16 protein-coding genes and 2 tRNA genes are annotated in these 17,150 nt (G+C 57.5%); 4 read left to right on the top strand and 14 right to left on the bottom strand.

Annotated features, from left to right (window positions below; genetic code table 11):
- Positions 1–43 precede the first annotated feature (43 nt).
- Positions 44–1,768, top strand: coding sequence for a Stk1 family PASTA domain-containing Ser/Thr kinase (gene pknB / locus ACTJJW_RS12535; RefSeq protein WP_462645143.1), 1,725 nt, complete (start codon positions 44–46; stop codon positions 1,766–1,768).
- A 78-nt stretch (positions 1,769–1,846) separates the two neighbouring features.
- On the opposite strand, the gene ACTJJW_RS12530 is transcribed toward pknB, so the two are convergent.
- From ACTJJW_RS12530 to ACTJJW_RS12520, 3 genes are read right to left on the bottom strand one after another with little or no spacing between them, the layout of a single operon-like run.
- Complete coding sequence (locus ACTJJW_RS12530; RefSeq protein WP_462645142.1) at positions 1,847–2,482, bottom strand: anthranilate synthase component II; 636 nt, start codon at positions 2,480–2,482, stop codon at positions 1,847–1,849.
- A complete protein-coding gene (locus ACTJJW_RS12525; RefSeq protein ID WP_462645140.1) occupies positions 2,479–2,637 on the bottom strand; it encodes a hypothetical protein in 159 nt (52 codons plus the stop codon). The genes ACTJJW_RS12530 and ACTJJW_RS12525 overlap by 4 nt, the downstream gene beginning before the upstream one ends.
- Complete coding sequence (locus tag ACTJJW_RS12520; protein ID WP_462645139.1) at positions 2,637–3,410, bottom strand: class E sortase; 774 nt, start codon at positions 3,408–3,410, stop codon at positions 2,637–2,639. Before ACTJJW_RS12520 ends, ACTJJW_RS12525 begins: the two co-directional genes overlap by 1 nt.
- Positions 3,411–3,491: 81 nt before the next feature.
- Between ACTJJW_RS12520 and ACTJJW_RS12515 the strand changes: the two genes are divergently transcribed.
- Positions 3,492–3,722, top strand: a complete 231-nt coding sequence (locus ACTJJW_RS12515) for a cell division protein CrgA (protein ID WP_462645137.1) — start codon at positions 3,492–3,494, stop codon at positions 3,720–3,722.
- 59 nt (positions 3,723–3,781) lie between these two features.
- Here ACTJJW_RS12515 and ACTJJW_RS12510 read toward each other — a convergent pair whose 3' ends face one another.
- Together ACTJJW_RS12510 and ACTJJW_RS12505 are read right to left on the bottom strand one after the other, a co-directional pair.
- Positions 3,782–4,498 (bottom strand): rhomboid family intramembrane serine protease, encoded by a 717-nt coding sequence (locus ACTJJW_RS12510; RefSeq protein WP_462645135.1) that lies wholly within the window; start codon positions 4,496–4,498, stop codon positions 3,782–3,784.
- Between the two features lie 125 nt (positions 4,499–4,623).
- Complete coding sequence (locus ACTJJW_RS12505; RefSeq protein ID WP_462645133.1) at positions 4,624–5,163, bottom strand: peptidylprolyl isomerase; 540 nt, start codon at positions 5,161–5,163, stop codon at positions 4,624–4,626.
- A gap of 133 nt (positions 5,164–5,296) precedes the next feature.
- Here ACTJJW_RS12505 and ACTJJW_RS12500 point away from each other — a divergent pair, with 133 nt between their 5' ends.
- Positions 5,297–5,842 carry a hypothetical protein gene (locus ACTJJW_RS12500; RefSeq protein ID WP_462645131.1) on the top strand — a complete coding sequence of 182 codons (546 nt, stop codon included), beginning with the start codon at positions 5,297–5,299 and terminating at the stop codon, positions 5,840–5,842.
- A gap of 241 nt (positions 5,843–6,083) precedes the next feature.
- Entirely contained in the window at positions 6,084–7,256 is a 1,173-nt protein-coding gene (locus tag ACTJJW_RS12495; RefSeq protein WP_462645130.1) for an ice-binding family protein, read from the top strand.
- 295 nt (positions 7,257–7,551) lie between these two features.
- Here ACTJJW_RS12495 and ACTJJW_RS12490 read toward each other — a convergent pair.
- The 9 genes from ACTJJW_RS12490 to dnaN all read right to left on the bottom strand — a co-directional run bounded on the left by ACTJJW_RS12490 (position 7,552) and on the right by dnaN (position 16,689).
- A tRNA-Ala gene (locus tag ACTJJW_RS12490) sits at positions 7,552–7,624 on the bottom strand.
- Between the two features lie 29 nt (positions 7,625–7,653).
- A tRNA-Ile gene (locus tag ACTJJW_RS12485) sits at positions 7,654–7,727 on the bottom strand.
- A gap of 48 nt (positions 7,728–7,775) precedes the next feature.
- Complete coding sequence (locus tag ACTJJW_RS12480) at positions 7,776–8,186, bottom strand: DUF3566 domain-containing protein (protein WP_462645128.1); 411 nt, start codon at positions 8,184–8,186, stop codon at positions 7,776–7,778.
- Positions 8,179–10,755, bottom strand: coding sequence for a DNA gyrase subunit A (gyrA, locus tag ACTJJW_RS12475; RefSeq protein ID WP_462645126.1), 2,577 nt, complete (start codon positions 10,753–10,755; stop codon positions 8,179–8,181). Before gyrA ends, ACTJJW_RS12480 begins: the two co-directional genes overlap by 8 nt.
- A gap of 59 nt (positions 10,756–10,814) precedes the next feature.
- The gene (gene gyrB, locus ACTJJW_RS12470) at positions 10,815–12,809 is read right to left on the bottom strand and encodes a DNA topoisomerase (ATP-hydrolyzing) subunit B (RefSeq protein ID WP_462645124.1); all 1,995 of its coding nucleotides are present in this window, start codon (positions 12,807–12,809) and stop codon (positions 10,815–10,817) included.
- A 165-nt stretch (positions 12,810–12,974) separates the two neighbouring features.
- Complete coding sequence (locus ACTJJW_RS12465; protein WP_462645122.1) at positions 12,975–13,475, bottom strand: DciA family protein; 501 nt, start codon at positions 13,473–13,475, stop codon at positions 12,975–12,977.
- Positions 13,468–14,631: a DNA replication/repair protein RecF gene (gene recF / locus ACTJJW_RS12460; protein WP_462645121.1), complete on the bottom strand. Its 1,164-nt coding sequence runs from the start codon at positions 14,629–14,631 to the stop codon at positions 13,468–13,470. Before recF ends, ACTJJW_RS12465 begins: the two co-directional genes overlap by 8 nt.
- 12 nt (positions 14,632–14,643) lie before the next feature.
- Complete coding sequence (gene gnd / locus ACTJJW_RS12455; protein WP_462645119.1) at positions 14,644–15,540, bottom strand: phosphogluconate dehydrogenase (NAD(+)-dependent, decarboxylating); 897 nt, start codon at positions 15,538–15,540, stop codon at positions 14,644–14,646.
- Between the two features lie 3 nt (positions 15,541–15,543).
- Positions 15,544–16,689: a DNA polymerase III subunit beta gene (gene dnaN, locus ACTJJW_RS12450; RefSeq protein WP_462645117.1), complete on the bottom strand. Its 1,146-nt coding sequence runs from the start codon at positions 16,687–16,689 to the stop codon at positions 15,544–15,546.
- Positions 16,690–17,150 lie beyond the last annotated feature (461 nt).

The raw sequence follows: 17,150 nt of genomic DNA, 5'->3' as shown, positions 1-17,150 counted from the left end.
ACTGAGGCGGTAGTTTCCGCGACAATATACAGGAGAGTCACTAGTGAGCGAAGGCGTTGCACAGGGCGTACGCCAGCTCGCTGGGCGATACCAAATTGGCGAATTGCTCGGCCACGGCGGTATGGCCGATGTTCATTTTGGCATGGATTCACGGCTCGGGCGTCGGGTAGCGATCAAGCTACTCAAGCCCTCACTGGCCAACGATCCTGCATTCCGCACCCGTTTTCGTCGCGAAGCTCACGATGCAGCAAAGATGGCGCATCCCACGATTGTGCGCATTTTTGATGCGGGCGAAGAGTCAGTCATCGACCCCTCGGGGCACGAGACGCTCATCCCGTTCATCATCATGGAATACGTCGACGGTCGTCTACTGAAAGACATCGTTGCCGAAGGCGCTCTCGCTCCCGCCGAAGCTGCCCGAATCGTCTCGCAGGTTCTTACTGCGCTGGAGTACTCGCACCGCGCAGGTGTTGTGCACCGCGACATCAAGCCAGGCAACATCATGGTCACCACGGGTGGCCAAGTGAAGGTCATGGACTTCGGCATCGCCCGTGCCGTCTCCGACTCGGCCGCCACCATCGCCGAGTCCAGTGCCATCGTCGGCACCGCGCAGTACTTCTCGCCAGAGCAAGCACGCGGCGAAGGTGTGGATGCCCGCTCCGATCTCTATTCCACCGGCGTCGTTCTGTTCGAACTTCTCACCGGGCAACCCCCGTTCACCGGAGAAAACCCGGTCGCGGTGGCGTACCAGCACGTCAACTCCGAGGCGATTCCGCCAAGCACGTCCACCGCGGCGGTGTCTCCCGCCCTCGATGCCGTTGTGCTGCGATCGCTCTCCAAGGATCGCTTCGACCGTTACCAAAGTGCGGCAGAGTTCCGCACCGATGTTGAGGCAGCGGCGGCCGGTGCTGTTCCGGCGCGCAAGCAGCTGGCATCCACCGATTTCACCGCAACACTGTTTGGGGTAAACCCGAACGCGACTGCTGGTAGCGATGCGACCTTCCGCCAGCTTGCGGTCGACCAAAATGATCGCACGCCTCGCACCCAGAATCGTCCACCGGTTGCGTGGATCTGGGGTGGCATCGCACTGATGGCTGTCGTCATTGTCACCGTTGTGGTCTGGGCCTTCAGTCTGGACACAGCACACCTCAGCGGAACGAGTGCCGTGGATGTGCCAGATATTGCCAGCATGACCTATGACGAGGGTGAAGCGCTGCTCACAGAGGTTGGCCTCGTTCCCAAGCGCATCAACCAGGCCAGTGAAACCGTCGACGAGGATGTCATCATCCGCACCGATCCGGGTCCAGGACAAAAGGTGCCGCCCGGGCTCGAAATTGAAGTAGTTGTCTCGCAGGGCCGCGCTACAGTGACGGTTCCCAACGTCAGTAATATGCAAGAGGCTGCCGCGATCAAGCTGTTGGAGTCTGCCGGACTCGTCTATGGCACAAGTTCGCAAACGTATTCGCCCAACCTCACGAAGGGCACCGTCATTAGTTCTGACCCGCGCGGAGATGCGGAGCGCACCTCCGACGGCACGGTCATCCGTGAAGGTGAGACAGTGAACCTCGTAGTCTCGAACGGTTTGGTTAAAATTCCGTCTGTCACAGGCAAAGACATTGGCGAAGCTAACACCACGCTCACGGCTCTTCAGCTGAGCGTCAGGCTAACCGCAGACTTCAGTTGCTCAGGTAACACTGTGAACTACCAGTCGATCATCGGCGATCAGCCACAAAAGTCCTCAGTCACGTTGCAGTACTGCGCCGGATAATCTACGCGGCTGGTACTTTTGGCGCTAGCGGCACGGCAGGCACAGCAGCACCGCAACCGCGGTGGCCGCAGACGGTTCTTAGTTATGAACGAGTGGCGTCAGCGTCTTGGCTAATGCTGGTGCATCGGGCATGCCCACGCGTGACAACCAGTTGCCGAGCATCAGGTAACCGCCCTCGGTGAGCACCGACTCTGGATGAAACTGCACGCCGTACACCGGCTGAGTCTCGTGTTGCACTCCCATGATCACTCCACCGGGCGTGCGCGCGGTGATCTGCAGTTCATCGGGAACCGTGCCATCGACAATCGCCAACGAATGATAGCGGGTGGCCGTGAATGGCTGCGGCATGTCACGAAAGATGAGGCTGTCGTCGTGCTCGATATGCGACGTCTTACCGTGCATCAGCTCATCGGCGTGCGTGACGGTCGCGCCGAGTGCTTCAGCGATTGCCTGGTGGCCCAAGCACACTCCCAAGAGCGGCTGACCTGACGCGAGAGCCGCGTGCACGATCGGGATGCTCACTCCAGCGGCGGCAGGGGTGCCGGGACCGGGCGAGAGCAGCACAGCGTCGTATTCAGCAATTGCATCGGCCGCATCATCCGCGCTGAATGCGTCATTGCGCAGCACCTCGGTGGTGGCGCCCAGCTCAAGCAGGTAACCGTTGAGCGTGTAAACAAAGCTGTCGTAGTTGTCCACGACGAGGATGCGGGTCACTGTTGCACCGTCGCATCCAGCGGGGTCACGAACGGCAGCACCCAGGGGAACACCCACACAAAGAGTGCGGCCACAATTGCCGCGACCAACAGCAGCAGGATCAGGATGCGTACGATCGTTGGTCCGGGAAGCACACGCCAGAGGGCAGCGTACATTAGCCAGCTCCTTCAAGGTTTTGGGCGATTGCCGCGATCTCGCTTGGTGCGCCTTCTGAGCGCGGGTACCAGGTGTCGTAGACGGCGTAGGCGATAATGCGTTCGTCGGCAGTGTGGATCGGGTTGCAGCTTGTCAATGTCATGAGGCGATCGCTCGCGACAGCCCCATCGAACTGCGGCACAGGGTTGAGAACGCCGACACCGGTTGCCAGAACATATTCGAGCGATCGGAACACGTAGCGATACCAGCCTGCTTCAGTCTCAACGTAGAGGCTGTCGCCGAGCTGAAGTTTGTCGATGTCAAGGAAGGGGTCGCCGAAACCGGTGCGATGTGCGGCTACCGCGAAGTTGCCGATTTCTCCCGGCATCTGGGTTCCCGCGTAATGCCCAACACCTTGGGTGTTGAGCACTTGCTGGAGGCTCACGCTCTCGGCGATCGGGCGCGCGTAGTCAGCACCGAATCGGGGAACAATAAGCGTTCCGAAAGCGACCGCCTGTGCAGGCGCTGTGGCTACAACGGGAACACCAGGGTCGGCGCGCTCGTCAGGGGCGAGCTTGGTCGCTTCGCCCTTGTTCCATTCTTGGCTCAGTTCTTGAGCATCGTCTTGCTGGGCGTTGCTCATAACAATGTTATTCACCCAGGTCTGCCACACCAGAAAGAGCAGCACGATGACGCCGGCGGTAATGAAGATTTCACCAAGGATTCCGATGACGGAGACAGGGCGGGGCGGCTTCGCGCCGCGGCGTATTCGCCGACCGTCTTCGAGAACCATAACGACAATTCTACGTGCAGTGGCTGCTCGCTTTCCGCGCGGCCAACCGGCACTCAGTGCGTACCGGCTAGAATATTTTGCATGGCCCGTAACTCTGTAGAAAACTCACCGTCGCGTCCAGCTGAGGATGCACCCAACGCGGTGTGGTTCAAACCCGTCATGTTTGGCTTCATGCTGATCGGCCTTGCGTGGATCATTGTGTTCTACGTCAGCAACCAGCAATTTCCTATCGCCTCGCTCGGCAACTGGAACATTCTCGTGGGCTTCGGCATCCTTTTCGTGGGATTCCTGATGACCACCCGCTGGCGCTAGAAATTACACGCGTGTAGTTATACCCAGTGTTAATAACCCTGTGGATAACTTTTAGTCACTTATAGAACTAAGATCCGCACGAGAGTCACGGCGATCAGGCCAACGACAGTCAGCGCGACCAGCGCGACCTCGGGAATTGCCGAGACCTTGTTGCGTTGGCGCAAGAAGATGAGTGCAAGAAGCGCACCCGTGACGAGACCGCCCACGTGGGCTTGCCATGAAATGTTGAGCCCGGGAATAAACCCGGCAACCAGGTTGATGACGAGAACGATCAGCAGCACGCGATTGTTCACGCCCATGCGTCGCTGAATCACAAAGAACGCAGCCACGATTCCGAAGATGGCACCGGATGCTCCGAGCACGGCTGACCGCGGCTCCGCCATCAGTAGCACTGCCACCGAACCGCCTAGCGCGCTAATCAGATAGAGCGCGAGGAAGCGTGCACGGCCGAGTGGTATCTCGAGAACCCTGCCGAAGATGAACAGCGTAAACATGTTGAACCCGACATGAAAAATCGAGTTCGTCGAGTGAAGAAACGCAGAAGTGATCATGCGCCACGGCTCAAACTCTGTGAGCACAGGGAAGTAGATGAGCGCGAACGTCACAGGGCTGCCAGGGATGATCTGCAGCAGAAATACCGCAACCGTCAGCGCAATCAGCGTGTACGTGACGACCGGTTTGCCAGTTGAGGCGCGAGCCGCCCGTACAAGAATCGGCTTGCGCTTGGGCCCGTTAGCGCGAGCCTCTTTGATGCATTCTGGGCAATGTACGCCCACAGTTGCCTGTGTTTGGCAGCTGGGGCATACGGTGCGCCCACATCGCTGGCAAAGGGTATAACTCTGCCGATCTGGATGCCGATAGCAATTATTGCCGCTGGCATCCGGCGATGACGTCACGAAGGTTAGACCTCGTCGATCGTGACGCTCTCAATAACGACGTCCTTGAGCGGCTTGTCGCCACCATCGGTGTCAACAGCTTCGATCGCGTCGACAACCTTCTTGGACTCGTCATCGACTACGGCGCCGAAGATCGTGTGCTTGCCCTGCAGCCATGGGGTGGCAACGGTGGTGATGAAAAACTGCGAACCGTTCGTTCCCTTTCCTCCACGCGTGCCGGCGTTTGCCATCGCAAGAATGTAGGGGGCCGAAAAGTTGAGCTCGGGGTGGATCTCGTCGTCGAAGTTGTAGCCGGGTCCGCCGATTCCCTTACCGAGCGGGTCGCCACCCTGAAGCATGAACTGCTTGATGATGCGGTGGAAGATAACGCCGTCATAAAGAGGCGCAGTGGTCTTCTGGCCTGTGGACGGATGAGTCCACTCGATCTCGCCCTTAGCGAGACCTACAAAGTTGGCAACAGTCTTCGGCGCGTGATTGCCGAAAAGGTTGAGACGGATTTCTCCGAGGTTTGTCTTAATTGTGGCAACGGCGGTGTGTTGAGACATAAGGTCAATTCTTACATAACCAACCTGTGCCCACGATCCGGGTTACTCAGGGTGCTCACAGGCAAAGCAGTGCGCACTCTGAACCCAGCGTGGCAGTATGGGAGAACTGTTCGACCATCTTTGGAGGTTTCCCGTGGCACTAACTCGCAAACGCCGGAAAGAACTCAAACGCTTAAGGGGTCAAGCCGAAGACCTGTGGACTGATCAGAGGGAACTGCTTGAGCACGCTTCTGCAGTCGTACGTGAGGCGAGCCACCAGGCCGCTAACTACGCCCGTGAAGAGGTCAGCCCCAAGATTCACAACACTCTCGACTCTCGAGTGAAGCCCGTTGTGTCGTCATCGATCGCTGGTGCCCGCTCAGCGGCTGAAAGCACCAAGAGCAAGATCAAGGGCGATGTTCTGCCCGCTGTCACGTCAGCGCTCGGCACAGCGCTTGCCGCACTCGAAGTCGCCAAGAACCAGCAGGTTCGGGATGCTTTTGCTCGCGTATCCGGCCTCGCCGCGACCGCCGGTGAAAAGACCGGCCTCGTCAAGCCGCAGCCCAAGTCAGCCGGATTCGGTCGCTACGTGCTCATCGGCATCGGTGTTGTCGCTGCTGTCGGTGTCGCGTACGCCGCATGGCAGACGCTGCGCGCCGACGACGACCTGTGGATCGACGACGAAGCAGAGGCAGCATAGTCTTCAGTCGCCGCATACGGCGTAGCCCCAAAACCTCTTAGTAAGTTCAGGCTCGGTTCTCTTCGAACCGGGCCTGAACTTACTTTTGCCGCTCGTGCTCGAGCTCGAGCGCAGTACTCAGAACAAATTTAGATTTATCGCGTCAAAACCGATCAATGTGCTATTATCCAGCGACGGGGGCTACGCACAGGGGTGTCTTTCTGTAGAGCCAATTACCTGTTCGAACGCGGGGGGGGCTCTCTTGAGTAACAACCATTTCTTAATCAGACGCGGCCTATTCGCGACGACCGTCCTAACGGTAGCTATCGGCTTAGTTCTGCTGGGTGTTGGGCCATCCCAAGCCGCGACAACGATCGATGGTCCAATCGACCTCGGTGCAGCGGCGCCGTTCGGCGTTCTCGCTGCAAGCAGTCTGACGAACACCGGGCCGTCGGTAATCACCGGCGACATTGGGGTCAGTCCTGGCACCTCGATCACCGGCTTCAGTACTCCACCGAACGGCACCTTTACTGGCACCGAACACGTGGCAGATGCGGTTGCCGCCCAAGCGCAGAGCGACCTGACGACCGCGTTCAATGCCGCGGCCAGTCTGACACCGACCGAATCCGGTCTCGGCGATCTCACTGGCCGGTCCCTCACCCCGGGTGTCTATGCTGGCGGTGAACTCTCCCTTTCAGGAAACCTCACTCTAGACGGCAGCGCGTCATCCGTGTGGGTGTTTCAGGCGGAGAGTACCTTTATCACTAGTTCTGTCAGCACCATCACCCTCACCGGGGGCGCCACTGCGTGTAACGTTTTCTGGCAAGTCGGAAGCTCGGCCACGCTGGGAGATAACTCCTTCTTCGTCGGCACGATCATGGCACAGCAATCCATCACTGCTGTCACCAGCGCGAGCATCGAGGGCCGACTGTTGGCGAGGACGGGGGCGGTTACCCTCGATACCAATCAGGTCACCGTGCCAACAGGCTGCAGTGCTACCTTCGGCGCAATCTCTACAAGTCCCGTAATCAGTTCGACCGCACCGCCTTCCGCTACAGCCGGCACACCGTACACGCACACGATTACTGCGACCGGGACACCCGCTCCCACGTTCACCGTGACATCCGGTTCGCTTCCGGCAGGTCTCCAACTCGACGCGACTACCGGAGTGATCTCCGGCACTCCCACGACAAGTGGGTCATTCACCTTTACCGTGACTGCGAGTAACGGGACAGCACCGGATTCGACCGCAACGTACACGCTCACGATAGCTTCTGCATCCGTAATTGCGGCAGACGCCACCCTAGCGGCGACCGGCACCGACCCTGCGGGACCATTACTGGTGGCGCTCTTGCTCGTGATCACCGGCGCAACGGTCATCTTCGTCAGGCGGTTCCATACGAGGGCTTCACACTCCAGCCGTCCCACCGCATAGCGGGAACGCCTGACTGCTGGCACAACCAAACAGAAGAACCCGGCCATCGGCCGGGTTCTTTTGTCGTGAGCGGTGAGCAAGTACGAAGTTCTCATCAGGGCCGTCAGTGGATCCTGGACTCGTTCGGCGACTGCGGCAACCAGCAACGCCCGCAGCGCGCCCTGAACCGAGAAATTCCAGCCACCGCCGCCTCTGTGCCCTCGACTCGAAGCAGCGCTAGCAGCCCCAACGAAGAATGGCTGAACCCCCGAAACCGGGGGTTCAGCCATTCACAATGTCCTGAGACATCACACTGTGGAGCCTAGGGGAATCGAACCCCTGACCTCCTGCTTGCAAAGCAGGCGCTCTACCAATTGAGCTAAGGCCCCAATTAAGGAATCTCTTGTGAAGATTCCCGTGGGGGTACGTGGACTTGAACCACGGACCTCTTCGTTATCAGCGAAGCGCTCTAACCGCCTGAGCTATACCCCCGTTGGGCAGATACGAGAGTATCGCATCTTGTCCGTTTGACGTAATCGACTAGTTGTTAGTGAAACCCACGAGGATTCCACCGGTCAGTCGAACGCTGAAGTTATAAAGCATACTCGCAATCGCACCCAGCGCTGTACCGACCAGAGTGTTGAGCAACGCAACAACAACCGAGAACAGAGCAACCTGGCCGAACGAGAACGAGCTCGTCACACTGAAGTTGCTGTCCTGAGTCAGAACGTCCCGAAAAATGCTGTCCAAGTTGCCAAAGATGCCTGTGGAATTGAGAACGATCCACACGAGCATCGTTGCTACAACAAGAACAATTCCGAGCGATATCGCCACTAGGAACGAAAATTTAACTGCTGACCAGAAGTCGATGTAGACCAGCTTGAGTCGAACCTGTTTTACCGATGTTTGACGTTGCGACTTGCGCTGCAACTTCTCTGCGACACTACTCATCTACCGACTCGTCCTTCCCAGCAGGGGCATCTTCGCTCAGAACGCTATCGTCTTGAGCTTCACGTTCTTTGTTTTCTAGATTTCGTTCGCTATTTCGTGCGATAGCAATGATCTTGTCTTCGGCTGCAAAGCGAGCGAAGACAACGCCCATAGTGTCACGGCCCTTGGCCGGAACCTCAGCGACAGAAGAGCGTACCACCTTGCCACTGGCAAGAACCACTAGAACTTCATCCTCGTCGCCGACCATCAAGGCGCCCGCGAGATCGCCGCGTGCACCATCCAATTTGGCGACCTTGATGCCCAGGCCGCCGCGGCCCTGAACACGGTACTGATCGGCAGAGGTGCGCTTGGCGAAGCCGCCCTCGGTGACCACGAATACGTAGCCACTATCAGGAACGACGCTTGCACTGAGCAGACGGTCATCCTCACGGAAGCTCATCCCCATCACACCCGAGGTTGAACGCCCCATCGGGCGCAGAGCCTCATCCGATGCCGTGAACCGAATCGACATTCCCTTGCGAGATACCAGCAAGACATCGTCGGAGCTCTCGACGAGCATCGCCGAGACGAGCTCATCGCCCTCGCGCAGGTTTACGGCAATGATCCCGCCACTGCGGTTAGTGTCGTACTCCGCCAGAGCGGTCTTCTTGACCAGACCCTTGTGCGTTGCAAGTACGAGATAGGTGGATGTTTGGTAGTCACGGATGTCGAGGATCTGTGCAATCTCTTCGCCAGGCTGCAGCGCCAAGAAGTTGGCAACGTGCTGGCCCTTCGCGTCGCGCCCACCCTCTTGAAGTTCGTACGTCTTCGCCCGGTACACGCGACCGGTGTTAGTGAAGAACAGCAACCAGTGGTGGGTGGTCGTGACAAACAAGTGATCGACAATGTCATCCGCGCGCAGCTGGGCACCCCTGACTCCCTTGCCACCGCGGTGCTGGCTACGGTAGTTGTCGCTGCGGGTGCGCTTGACGTAGCCGCCGCGCGTAACAGTGACCACCATCTCCTCTTCGGGGATGAGGTCTTCCATGCTCATGTCGCCATCGAAACCCAGCATGATCTCGGTGCGGCGGTCGTCGCCGTACTTGGCGAGTAGGTCGGTGAGTTCTTCACTGACGATGTCACGCTGGCGCTGTTCACTGGCAATGATCGCCTTGAACTCAACGATCTCGCGCTCGAGCTGGTCGTGCTCGTCGATGATCTTCTGACGCTCGAGGGCAGCAAGCCGACGCAACTGCATATCGAGAATGGCGCGTGCTTGAATCTCGTCGATCTCAAGCAGAGTGATGAGCCCCTCACGGGCATCCTCCACAGTCGCCGAACGACGAATTAGTGCAATAACATCGTCGAGCGCGTCGAGCGCCTTGAGGTAGCCGCGCAAAATGTGAGCGCGCTCTTCGGCCTTGCGCAGACGGAACGCGGTGCGGCGAACAATCACTTCGATCTGGTGAGTTGCCCATGCGGTGATGAATCCATCAACCGACAGCGTGCGTGGGATGCCGTCAACGATCGCGAGCATGTTCGCGCCGAAGTTTTCCTGCAGCTGCGTGTGCTTGTAGAGGTTATTGAGAACAACCTTTGCAACGGCGTCGCGCTTGAGCACGATAACCAGCCGCTGACCGGTGCGACCCGAGGTCTCATCGCGGATGTCGGCGATGCCGGCGAGTTTGCCATCCTTGACCAGGTCGGCAATTTTCAGTGCCAAGTTGTCGGGGTTTACCTGATACGGCAGCTCGGTGACAACGAGGCAGGTGCGACCCTGCAGCTCTTCGACGTTCACTACGGCACGCATCGTGACCGAACCACGGCCCGTGCGGTACGCATCCTGAATCCCCTTGATGCCCAAGATCTGTGCACCGGTCGGGAAGTCGGGGCCCTTGATGCGCTGAATCAACGCTTCAATGAGTTCCTCTTTAGTGGCCTCAGGGTGAGCCAAGTGCCAGAGTGCACCCTCGCCAACCTCGCGGAGGTTGTGCGGCGGGATGTTCGTGGCCATACCGACCGCGATGCCCACGGAACCATTGACGAGCAGGTTCGGGAAGCGGCTGGGGAGAACTGTCGGCTCTTGCGTGCGGCCGTCGTAGTTGTCTTGGAAGTCGACGGTGTCTTCTTCAATATCCCGAACCATTTCCATGGCCAACGGGGCCATCTTGGTTTCGGTGTAACGGTGGGCAGCAGCACCATCGTTACCGGGCGAACCAAAGTTGCCCTGGCCAAGAGCCAGCGGGTATCGAAGGCTCCACGGCTGAACCAAACGTACAAGCGCGTCGTAAACAGACGAGTCACCGTGCGGGTGAAACTGGCCCATGACATCACCGATGACACGGGTGCACTTGGAGAAACCCTTGTCTGGGCGGTAGCCGCCGTCATACATCGCGTAGATAACGCGACGGTGCACGGGCTTCAATCCATCCCGCACCTCAGGAAGTGCACGGCCCACGATGACGCTCATTGCGTAGTCGAGGTATGAGCGCTGCATCTCCAGTTGGAGATCAACCTGGTTAATCTTGTCGTGACGCGTATCAAGGGGCGCGTCTTCGAAGGTCTTCTTCGGAGTTTCTTCGTCAGCCATTGAGTTTCAGTTCCAGTCTGTATCAGTCGCGAATGCGGGCGCCGAGTGCTCTGCTCGAGCTAGATGTCTAAGAAGCGGACGTCTTTGGCGTTGCGCTGGATAAAGTTTCGGCGAGACTCAACGTCTTCGCCCATGAGGGTCGAGAAAATATCGTCGGCGGCAGCCGCGTCATCCAAAGTGACCTGAAGCAAGGTGCGGGTGGCGGGGTCCATCGTGGTTTCCCACAGTTCCTTGTAGTCCATCTCACCAAGACCTTTATAACGCTGGATGCCGTTGTCCTTTGGCATGCGCTTACCTGCCGAGAGGCCCATCTCCGTGAGAGCGTCACGCTCAGCATCGCTGTATACGTATTCGTGCTGGGCGTTGCTCCACTTGAGTCGGTACAGCGGTGGCTGCGCAAGGTAGACGTAACCCAAATCGATGAGTGGGCGCATGTAACGGAACAACAGGGTCAACAGCAGCGTCGTAATGTGCTGGCCGTCGACATCCGCATCGGCCATCAAAACAATCTTGTGGTACCGAGCTTTCTCAGGGTCGAAGTCTTCGCCAACACCGGCACCGAATGCCGTGATCATGGCCTGAACTTCGGCGTTGCCGAGCGCACGATCGAGGCGCGCCTTTTCTACGTTGAGGATCTTGCCTCGCAGCGGAAGGATCGCCTGGAACTCTGGGTTGCGGCCCTGAACTGCGGAACCGCCAGCCGAGTCACCCTCAACCATGAAAATCTCAGAAAGTGAAGGGTCTTTGCTCGAGCAGTCGCGAAGCTTTCCGGGCATTCCGCTCGACTCGAGCAAGCCCTTACGGCGAGTTTGCTCGCGAGCCTTGCGTGCAGCGAGCCGTGCCTGGGATGCCTGAATAGCCTTGCGGATGACATCGCGCGCCTGAGTGGGGTTGCGATCGAACCAGTCACCGAGCTGCTGACCGGCGATGCGTTGAACGAATGCCTTCGCTTCAGTGTTGCCGAGCTTGGTCTTGGTCTGGCCCTCGAACTGCGGTTCACCGAGCTTGATCGAGATGACTGCCGTCAAACCTTCACGAACGTCATCACCGGAGAGGTTTTCGTCTTTCTCCTTGATGATGTTCTTCTCACGCGCATAGCGATTGACGAGAGTGGTCAGTGCTGCACGGAAGCCCTCTTCGTGAGTTCCACCCTCGTGGGTGTTGATCGTGTTCGCGTAGGTGTGAACGCTTTCGGTGTAGCCGGCGGTCCACTGCATCGCGACCTCGAGAGAGATGCGTTTTTCTTTATCCTCTGACTCGAACGCAATAACATCGGGGTGGATGAGCTCGTTCTTCTTGGTCTTGTTGAGGTACTCGACGTAGTCGACCAAGCCGCGCTCATACATGTAGCTTTCGCTGGTTTCTTCTTCACCGCGCTCGTCGGTGATGGTGATGCGCAGTCCCTTGTTAAGGAAGGCCATCTGCTGGAAGCGCGCACGCAGAGTTTCAAAATCAAACTCAACGGTCTCAAAAGTCTCTTTGCTTGGCCAGAAGGTTTGCTGGGTTCCGGTTTCGTCAGTGCTTTCGCCCTGGGCGAGTGGGCTCGTGGGCACACCGTTGGCGAAACTCATTCGCCAGACGTGACCCTGTCGGCGAACCTCGGTGTCGATTTCGGCGGACAGCGCGTTAACAACCGAAATACCCACACCGTGAAGACCACCGGATACCGCATAACCGCTGCCGCCGAATTTTCCGCCGGCGTGCAGCATGGTCATCACGACCTCAACCGTGGACTTCTGCTCCTGCTGGTTGAGATCAACGGGGATGCCTCGACCGTTGTCGCGCACCCGAATGGAACCGTCTTTGCGAAGCCAAACGTTGATGGTGTCGCAGTAGCCGGCCAAAGCCTCATCAACGGAGTTGTCGACGACCTCGTATACGAGGTGGTGCAAACCGCGGGGACCGGTAGAACCGATGTACATACCGGGGCGCTTGCGAACCGCTTCGAGACCCTCAAGGATCTGGATTTGATCGGCGCCATAGCTATCAGCGGCAACATGACCGGTGGAAATTATCGAATTCTCGGGCACGTCGTTTTCGGGCGTCGATGTCATCTGAAGTTAGGCTCCTGCCGCTAGTTCACACTCGCCATTCAGAGCTGGTACTCCAGAAGGAGGTGCGTCTGACGGCTCCCGCTATTCTACCAAATTCCGCGAGCTGGCGGCGGCCAAATTGCGTTCTACGGGAGTTTCTTTAGTCGCGTGACCTAATTTGCCTTGCTAACCGTAAGTATCGCGCGGGCCCCGGCCTGGAATTGATCTGGGGCCTCTTTTCCACGAAGGGGCGTTCGGGCCCTCAAAGCGCACCGAGTCGACTCCCGCTTCTGGGTACTGCTGCGCGATCGTGGTTGAGATGCGTGAACGCATCAACCTCAACTGCGTGGCCCAGGCTGTCGAATCACAGCGCACGATGAGTACACCCTCTTCGATTCCGACCGGTTCAGAGTGCTCTGCAGTCTCTTCGCCAACAATTTTCGGCCACCCCAACATCAGCTCAGAGCGAGCCAGTGGAGAACTCCACCCCATGTTGTTTGTGAGGCTATCCATTACATCGCCGAGTCCGTGCGGATCGCGGCCGGGAGCAAAAGGAACACTCGTTCCCGGCTGCTTTTGGTCGCGCTTGCGTGCCATGTACGAGCGCTTCGTCGGATCACCAAAAACTTCTCGGAACCGCAAATAGACAGCAACGTGTTCATCAACGGCAGGATCGCGATCATTCATCGATGACCACCTTCCCGGCACGGATCTGGATGACGTTCGCCGCAAGACTCTCCGGCACATCCCCAAACACTGCTGCGGTGATCAGAACCTGCTCGAAGCCCGAGATTGATGCGGCAAGCCTTTCGCGACGCGACTGATCGAGTTCGGCAAACACATCATCCAAAATTAACACCGGGTCACCCGCAGCGGAATCCCGCCGAAGAAGCTCGGCCGATGCCAGCTTTAGGGCAAGGGCAAACGACCACGATTCACCATGGCTCGCATAACCGCGCGCCGGCAGGCCATTGAGGCCGAAAATGAGGTCGTCGCGGTGGGGACCGACCAGCGTTATGGCGCGGTCACGCTCCGCCTTGCGCACCGACTCGAGTGCCGTCGTGAATGCGGTTGTCGCGTCAGCGACCGAAATTACTTCGCCAACCTCATTAGTCGCTACAGTGCTGTCGGAATCATCCTGGCGCGAGATGATGCTGAGTGAATTAGCCAGTGAGGCACCATGATCCGCACCAACGATTCGTTCATATGCGTTGGATACCTCGGGACTCAAATCCGCAACAAGTGCACTGCGAGCGCTAATGATTTCCGCGCCGAATTCCACGAGCCGCTCATCCCACACATCGAGAGTGCTGAGTTGGGTATCACGCACACCGGATGCTCGCGCCGACTTCAGTAGCATATTTCGCTGTTTGACCACACGTTCGTAATCAGACATCACACCACTGAACCGAGGAGAGCGCAGCACAAGAAGGTCGTCGATGAACCTGCGGCGCCCCGATGGCTCTCCGCGAACTAGAGAAAGATCCTCGGGAGCAAACAATACGCTCGAGAAGTAGCGAGGAAGTTCTCGCGTGCGAATTGCCGAGCGATTGATCTGTGCACGGTTGGCACCGGTGCGGTTGATCTGCACTTCAGCCAAGAACTTTCGCTCGTTATGTTCCAGTCGCACTCGGATGATCGCCGCATCCATGTTCTGCCGAACCATCGCGTGATCGGTAGAGACCCGGTGTGAACTTAGACTGCTGAGAAACCCCAACGCTTCGACGAGATTCGTTTTTCCTTGACCGTTAGAGCCGATAATCAAGGTCGGGCCAGAACTGAGTTCTAGCCCGAGAGTCTCGTAATTACGAAAATCTTTAAGCTCAACATGGGTTATAAGCATCGCAACGAAAGCTTAACTCTCGCGGACGCTATGCCCGCCGAACTGGTTGCGGAGAGCAGCAACCGCCTTCATCGACGGCGAATCGTCTTGGCGTGAAACGAACCGAGCGAAGATTGCGGCACTGATTGTTGGCACAGCGACGGCCTGATTCAGTGCCTCGTGCACAGTCCATCTGCCCTCCCCCGAATCTTCGACATAGCCCGCGATATCGGCAAAATCTGGATCTTCTTCGAGCGCCTTGACTAGCAGCTCGAGCAACCAGGAGCGCACAACTGTTCCGCGCTGCCAGGCCTTGAATGACCCGGGCACGTCTTTTACAAGGTCCTTGCGGCTGTCGAGGAGTTCGAATCCCTCAGCCCACGCCTGCATGAGGGCATATTCGATGCCGTTGTGCACCATCTTCACATAGTGTCCAGCACCAACCGGGCCGGCATGAACGAATCCTTCGTTGCGTGGTCCTTCGGGGCGAAGCGCATCAAAGATCGGCATTGCTCGCTCGATATCGGATGTTGCTCCGCCAGCCATGAGCCCATAACCGTTCTCGAGGCCCCAGATTCCGCCGGAAACTCCAACGTCCACAAATGCTATTTCGCGGGCAGCAAGTTGTTCACGATGAATCTCATCGTCAGTGAAGCGCGTGTTTCCGCCGTCGATCACAAGGTCACCGGCATCGAGCAAGGCTTCCACCTCTGTAATTACAGAATCTGTAACAGCGCCGGAGGGAACCATCACCCAGATAATTCGCGGTACCGGCAGCGCATCCACGAGGTCAGAGAGTTTCGCGACATCGCTAACCTCGGGGTTGGGGTCATACCCGGTGACGGTAAGACCTTTGGACCGCATGCGCTCACGCATGTTTCCGCCCATTTTGCCGAGCCCAATTATTCCTACGTGTGTGGTGTCAGCCATGAGTTACCTCAACAACAGGTTGGGTTGCAGCAAGTACTTGTAGTTGTCGCTGCCTGGTTGGTCTTTTGACGACTGGCTTGTGATGAGAACAGGGCCAGGCTTGTTCGGATTTTCCGTCTTCGTGAACGAAATGCGTACGAACTCGGAGTGCACCGAACTGAGACCGTCGATCAAAAATTGAGGCTTGAGCGAAACGACAGTGTCATCGCCAGTCAGGAACGCATCGATGGTCTCGGATGCTTGGGCCTGTTCGGATCCGATGGCTTCGAGGGTGACACCTTCCGTGGTGAAGGTAAACCGAAGAGCAGCTTCACGCTCTAGCACGAGCGACACTCGTCGAACCGCTTCGATGAGCTCGGCCGTGTTCATCACGGCAAAGTTATCCACAGTCTCGGGAAAGAGCCTGCGGACCGGTGGAAAGTTGCCCTTGATGAGCAACGAGGTAACTGTTTTCTTGTCCGCCTGGAACGCTATTAGCTCGCGTTCGTCAGTGCTCGTAATAGCGACTGAAATCTCTCCGCTGTTTCCGAACGTCTTTCCGACCTCCACGAGAGTCTTTGCGGGAACAAGTGCGGTAGCCGACTCGACACCGGATTCGCCGGCATCCCATTCGATGTCACGCACGGCGACACGGTAACGGTCGGTGGCGACGAGCGAAATATTATTTTGTGAGACTTCGAGCTGTACTCCGGTGATGACCGGGGTGACATCATCTCGTGATGCGGCAACAGCGACTTGGGCAATGGCTGCTGAGAAGAGATCTGCCTTGAGCGTTCCCACACGGTCGGAGATTTGAGGAAGTGTCGGATACTCTTCGACCGGCATACTCGACAGGGTGAAGTGACCGGTGCCACAGGCAATGGTGATCTTGTTGTCTTCTGTACTAAAACGCACGGGGGCATTGGGAAGTCGGCTTGCAATCTCTGCAAGGAGCTTGCCGGAAACCAACACACGACCAGGCTCATCAACTTCAGCTGTAATCTGGGTTCGAGCGGAAACTTCGTAGTCAAACGACGACAGCGTCAGACCTTCATCGGTCGCTTCGATCAGCACACCGCTCAAAATGGGCAGCGTCGTACGCTGCGGCAGCAGCTTGACTGCAAACGAAACCGCCTCGCTGAAGACATCACGATTAACCTGAAACTTCATGAACTACCCCTAACCGGATTAAGCTCTGGCCGTTAATACTGGCACAGCCCATCCACTTGCGAACCACAGGTTATTGGGGATTCAAATTTCATTAGTTAAAGGTCACACTCTTAACCGTTGTGGATTCTGTGAATAACTCATCGGATTTCCTGTAACTACTGGAAACTACAACCGTGTGAGTTGTTGACGACATGGGGAGAAATGTTCACTCAGTCGTGGAAACTCGAACAACAAGAATTCTCGATTCCACAGAACGAGTCTGGTGATCAACAATGTTTCCGGCGAGTTGGAGGAGTTATCCCCAAGTTATCCCCAAGTAGAAATAGCTAATTTTGGCTTATAGGCCAAAACGTGTGGATGGCTTTGGGCGTGTCATGCCCGGCCGGCCCATCCTGATCTGGCCCAAAGGCCTTCTTCGGCTGTTGTGTTGGTGTCGTAGTAGCTCGGCTCGGCTTCTTCCT

The sequence above is a fragment of the Rhodoglobus galactosidasius genome, assembly GCF_054957775.1.
The sequence above is the reverse complement of the archived record's forward strand: the minus strand, read 5'-3'. Positions and strand labels throughout refer to the sequence as shown.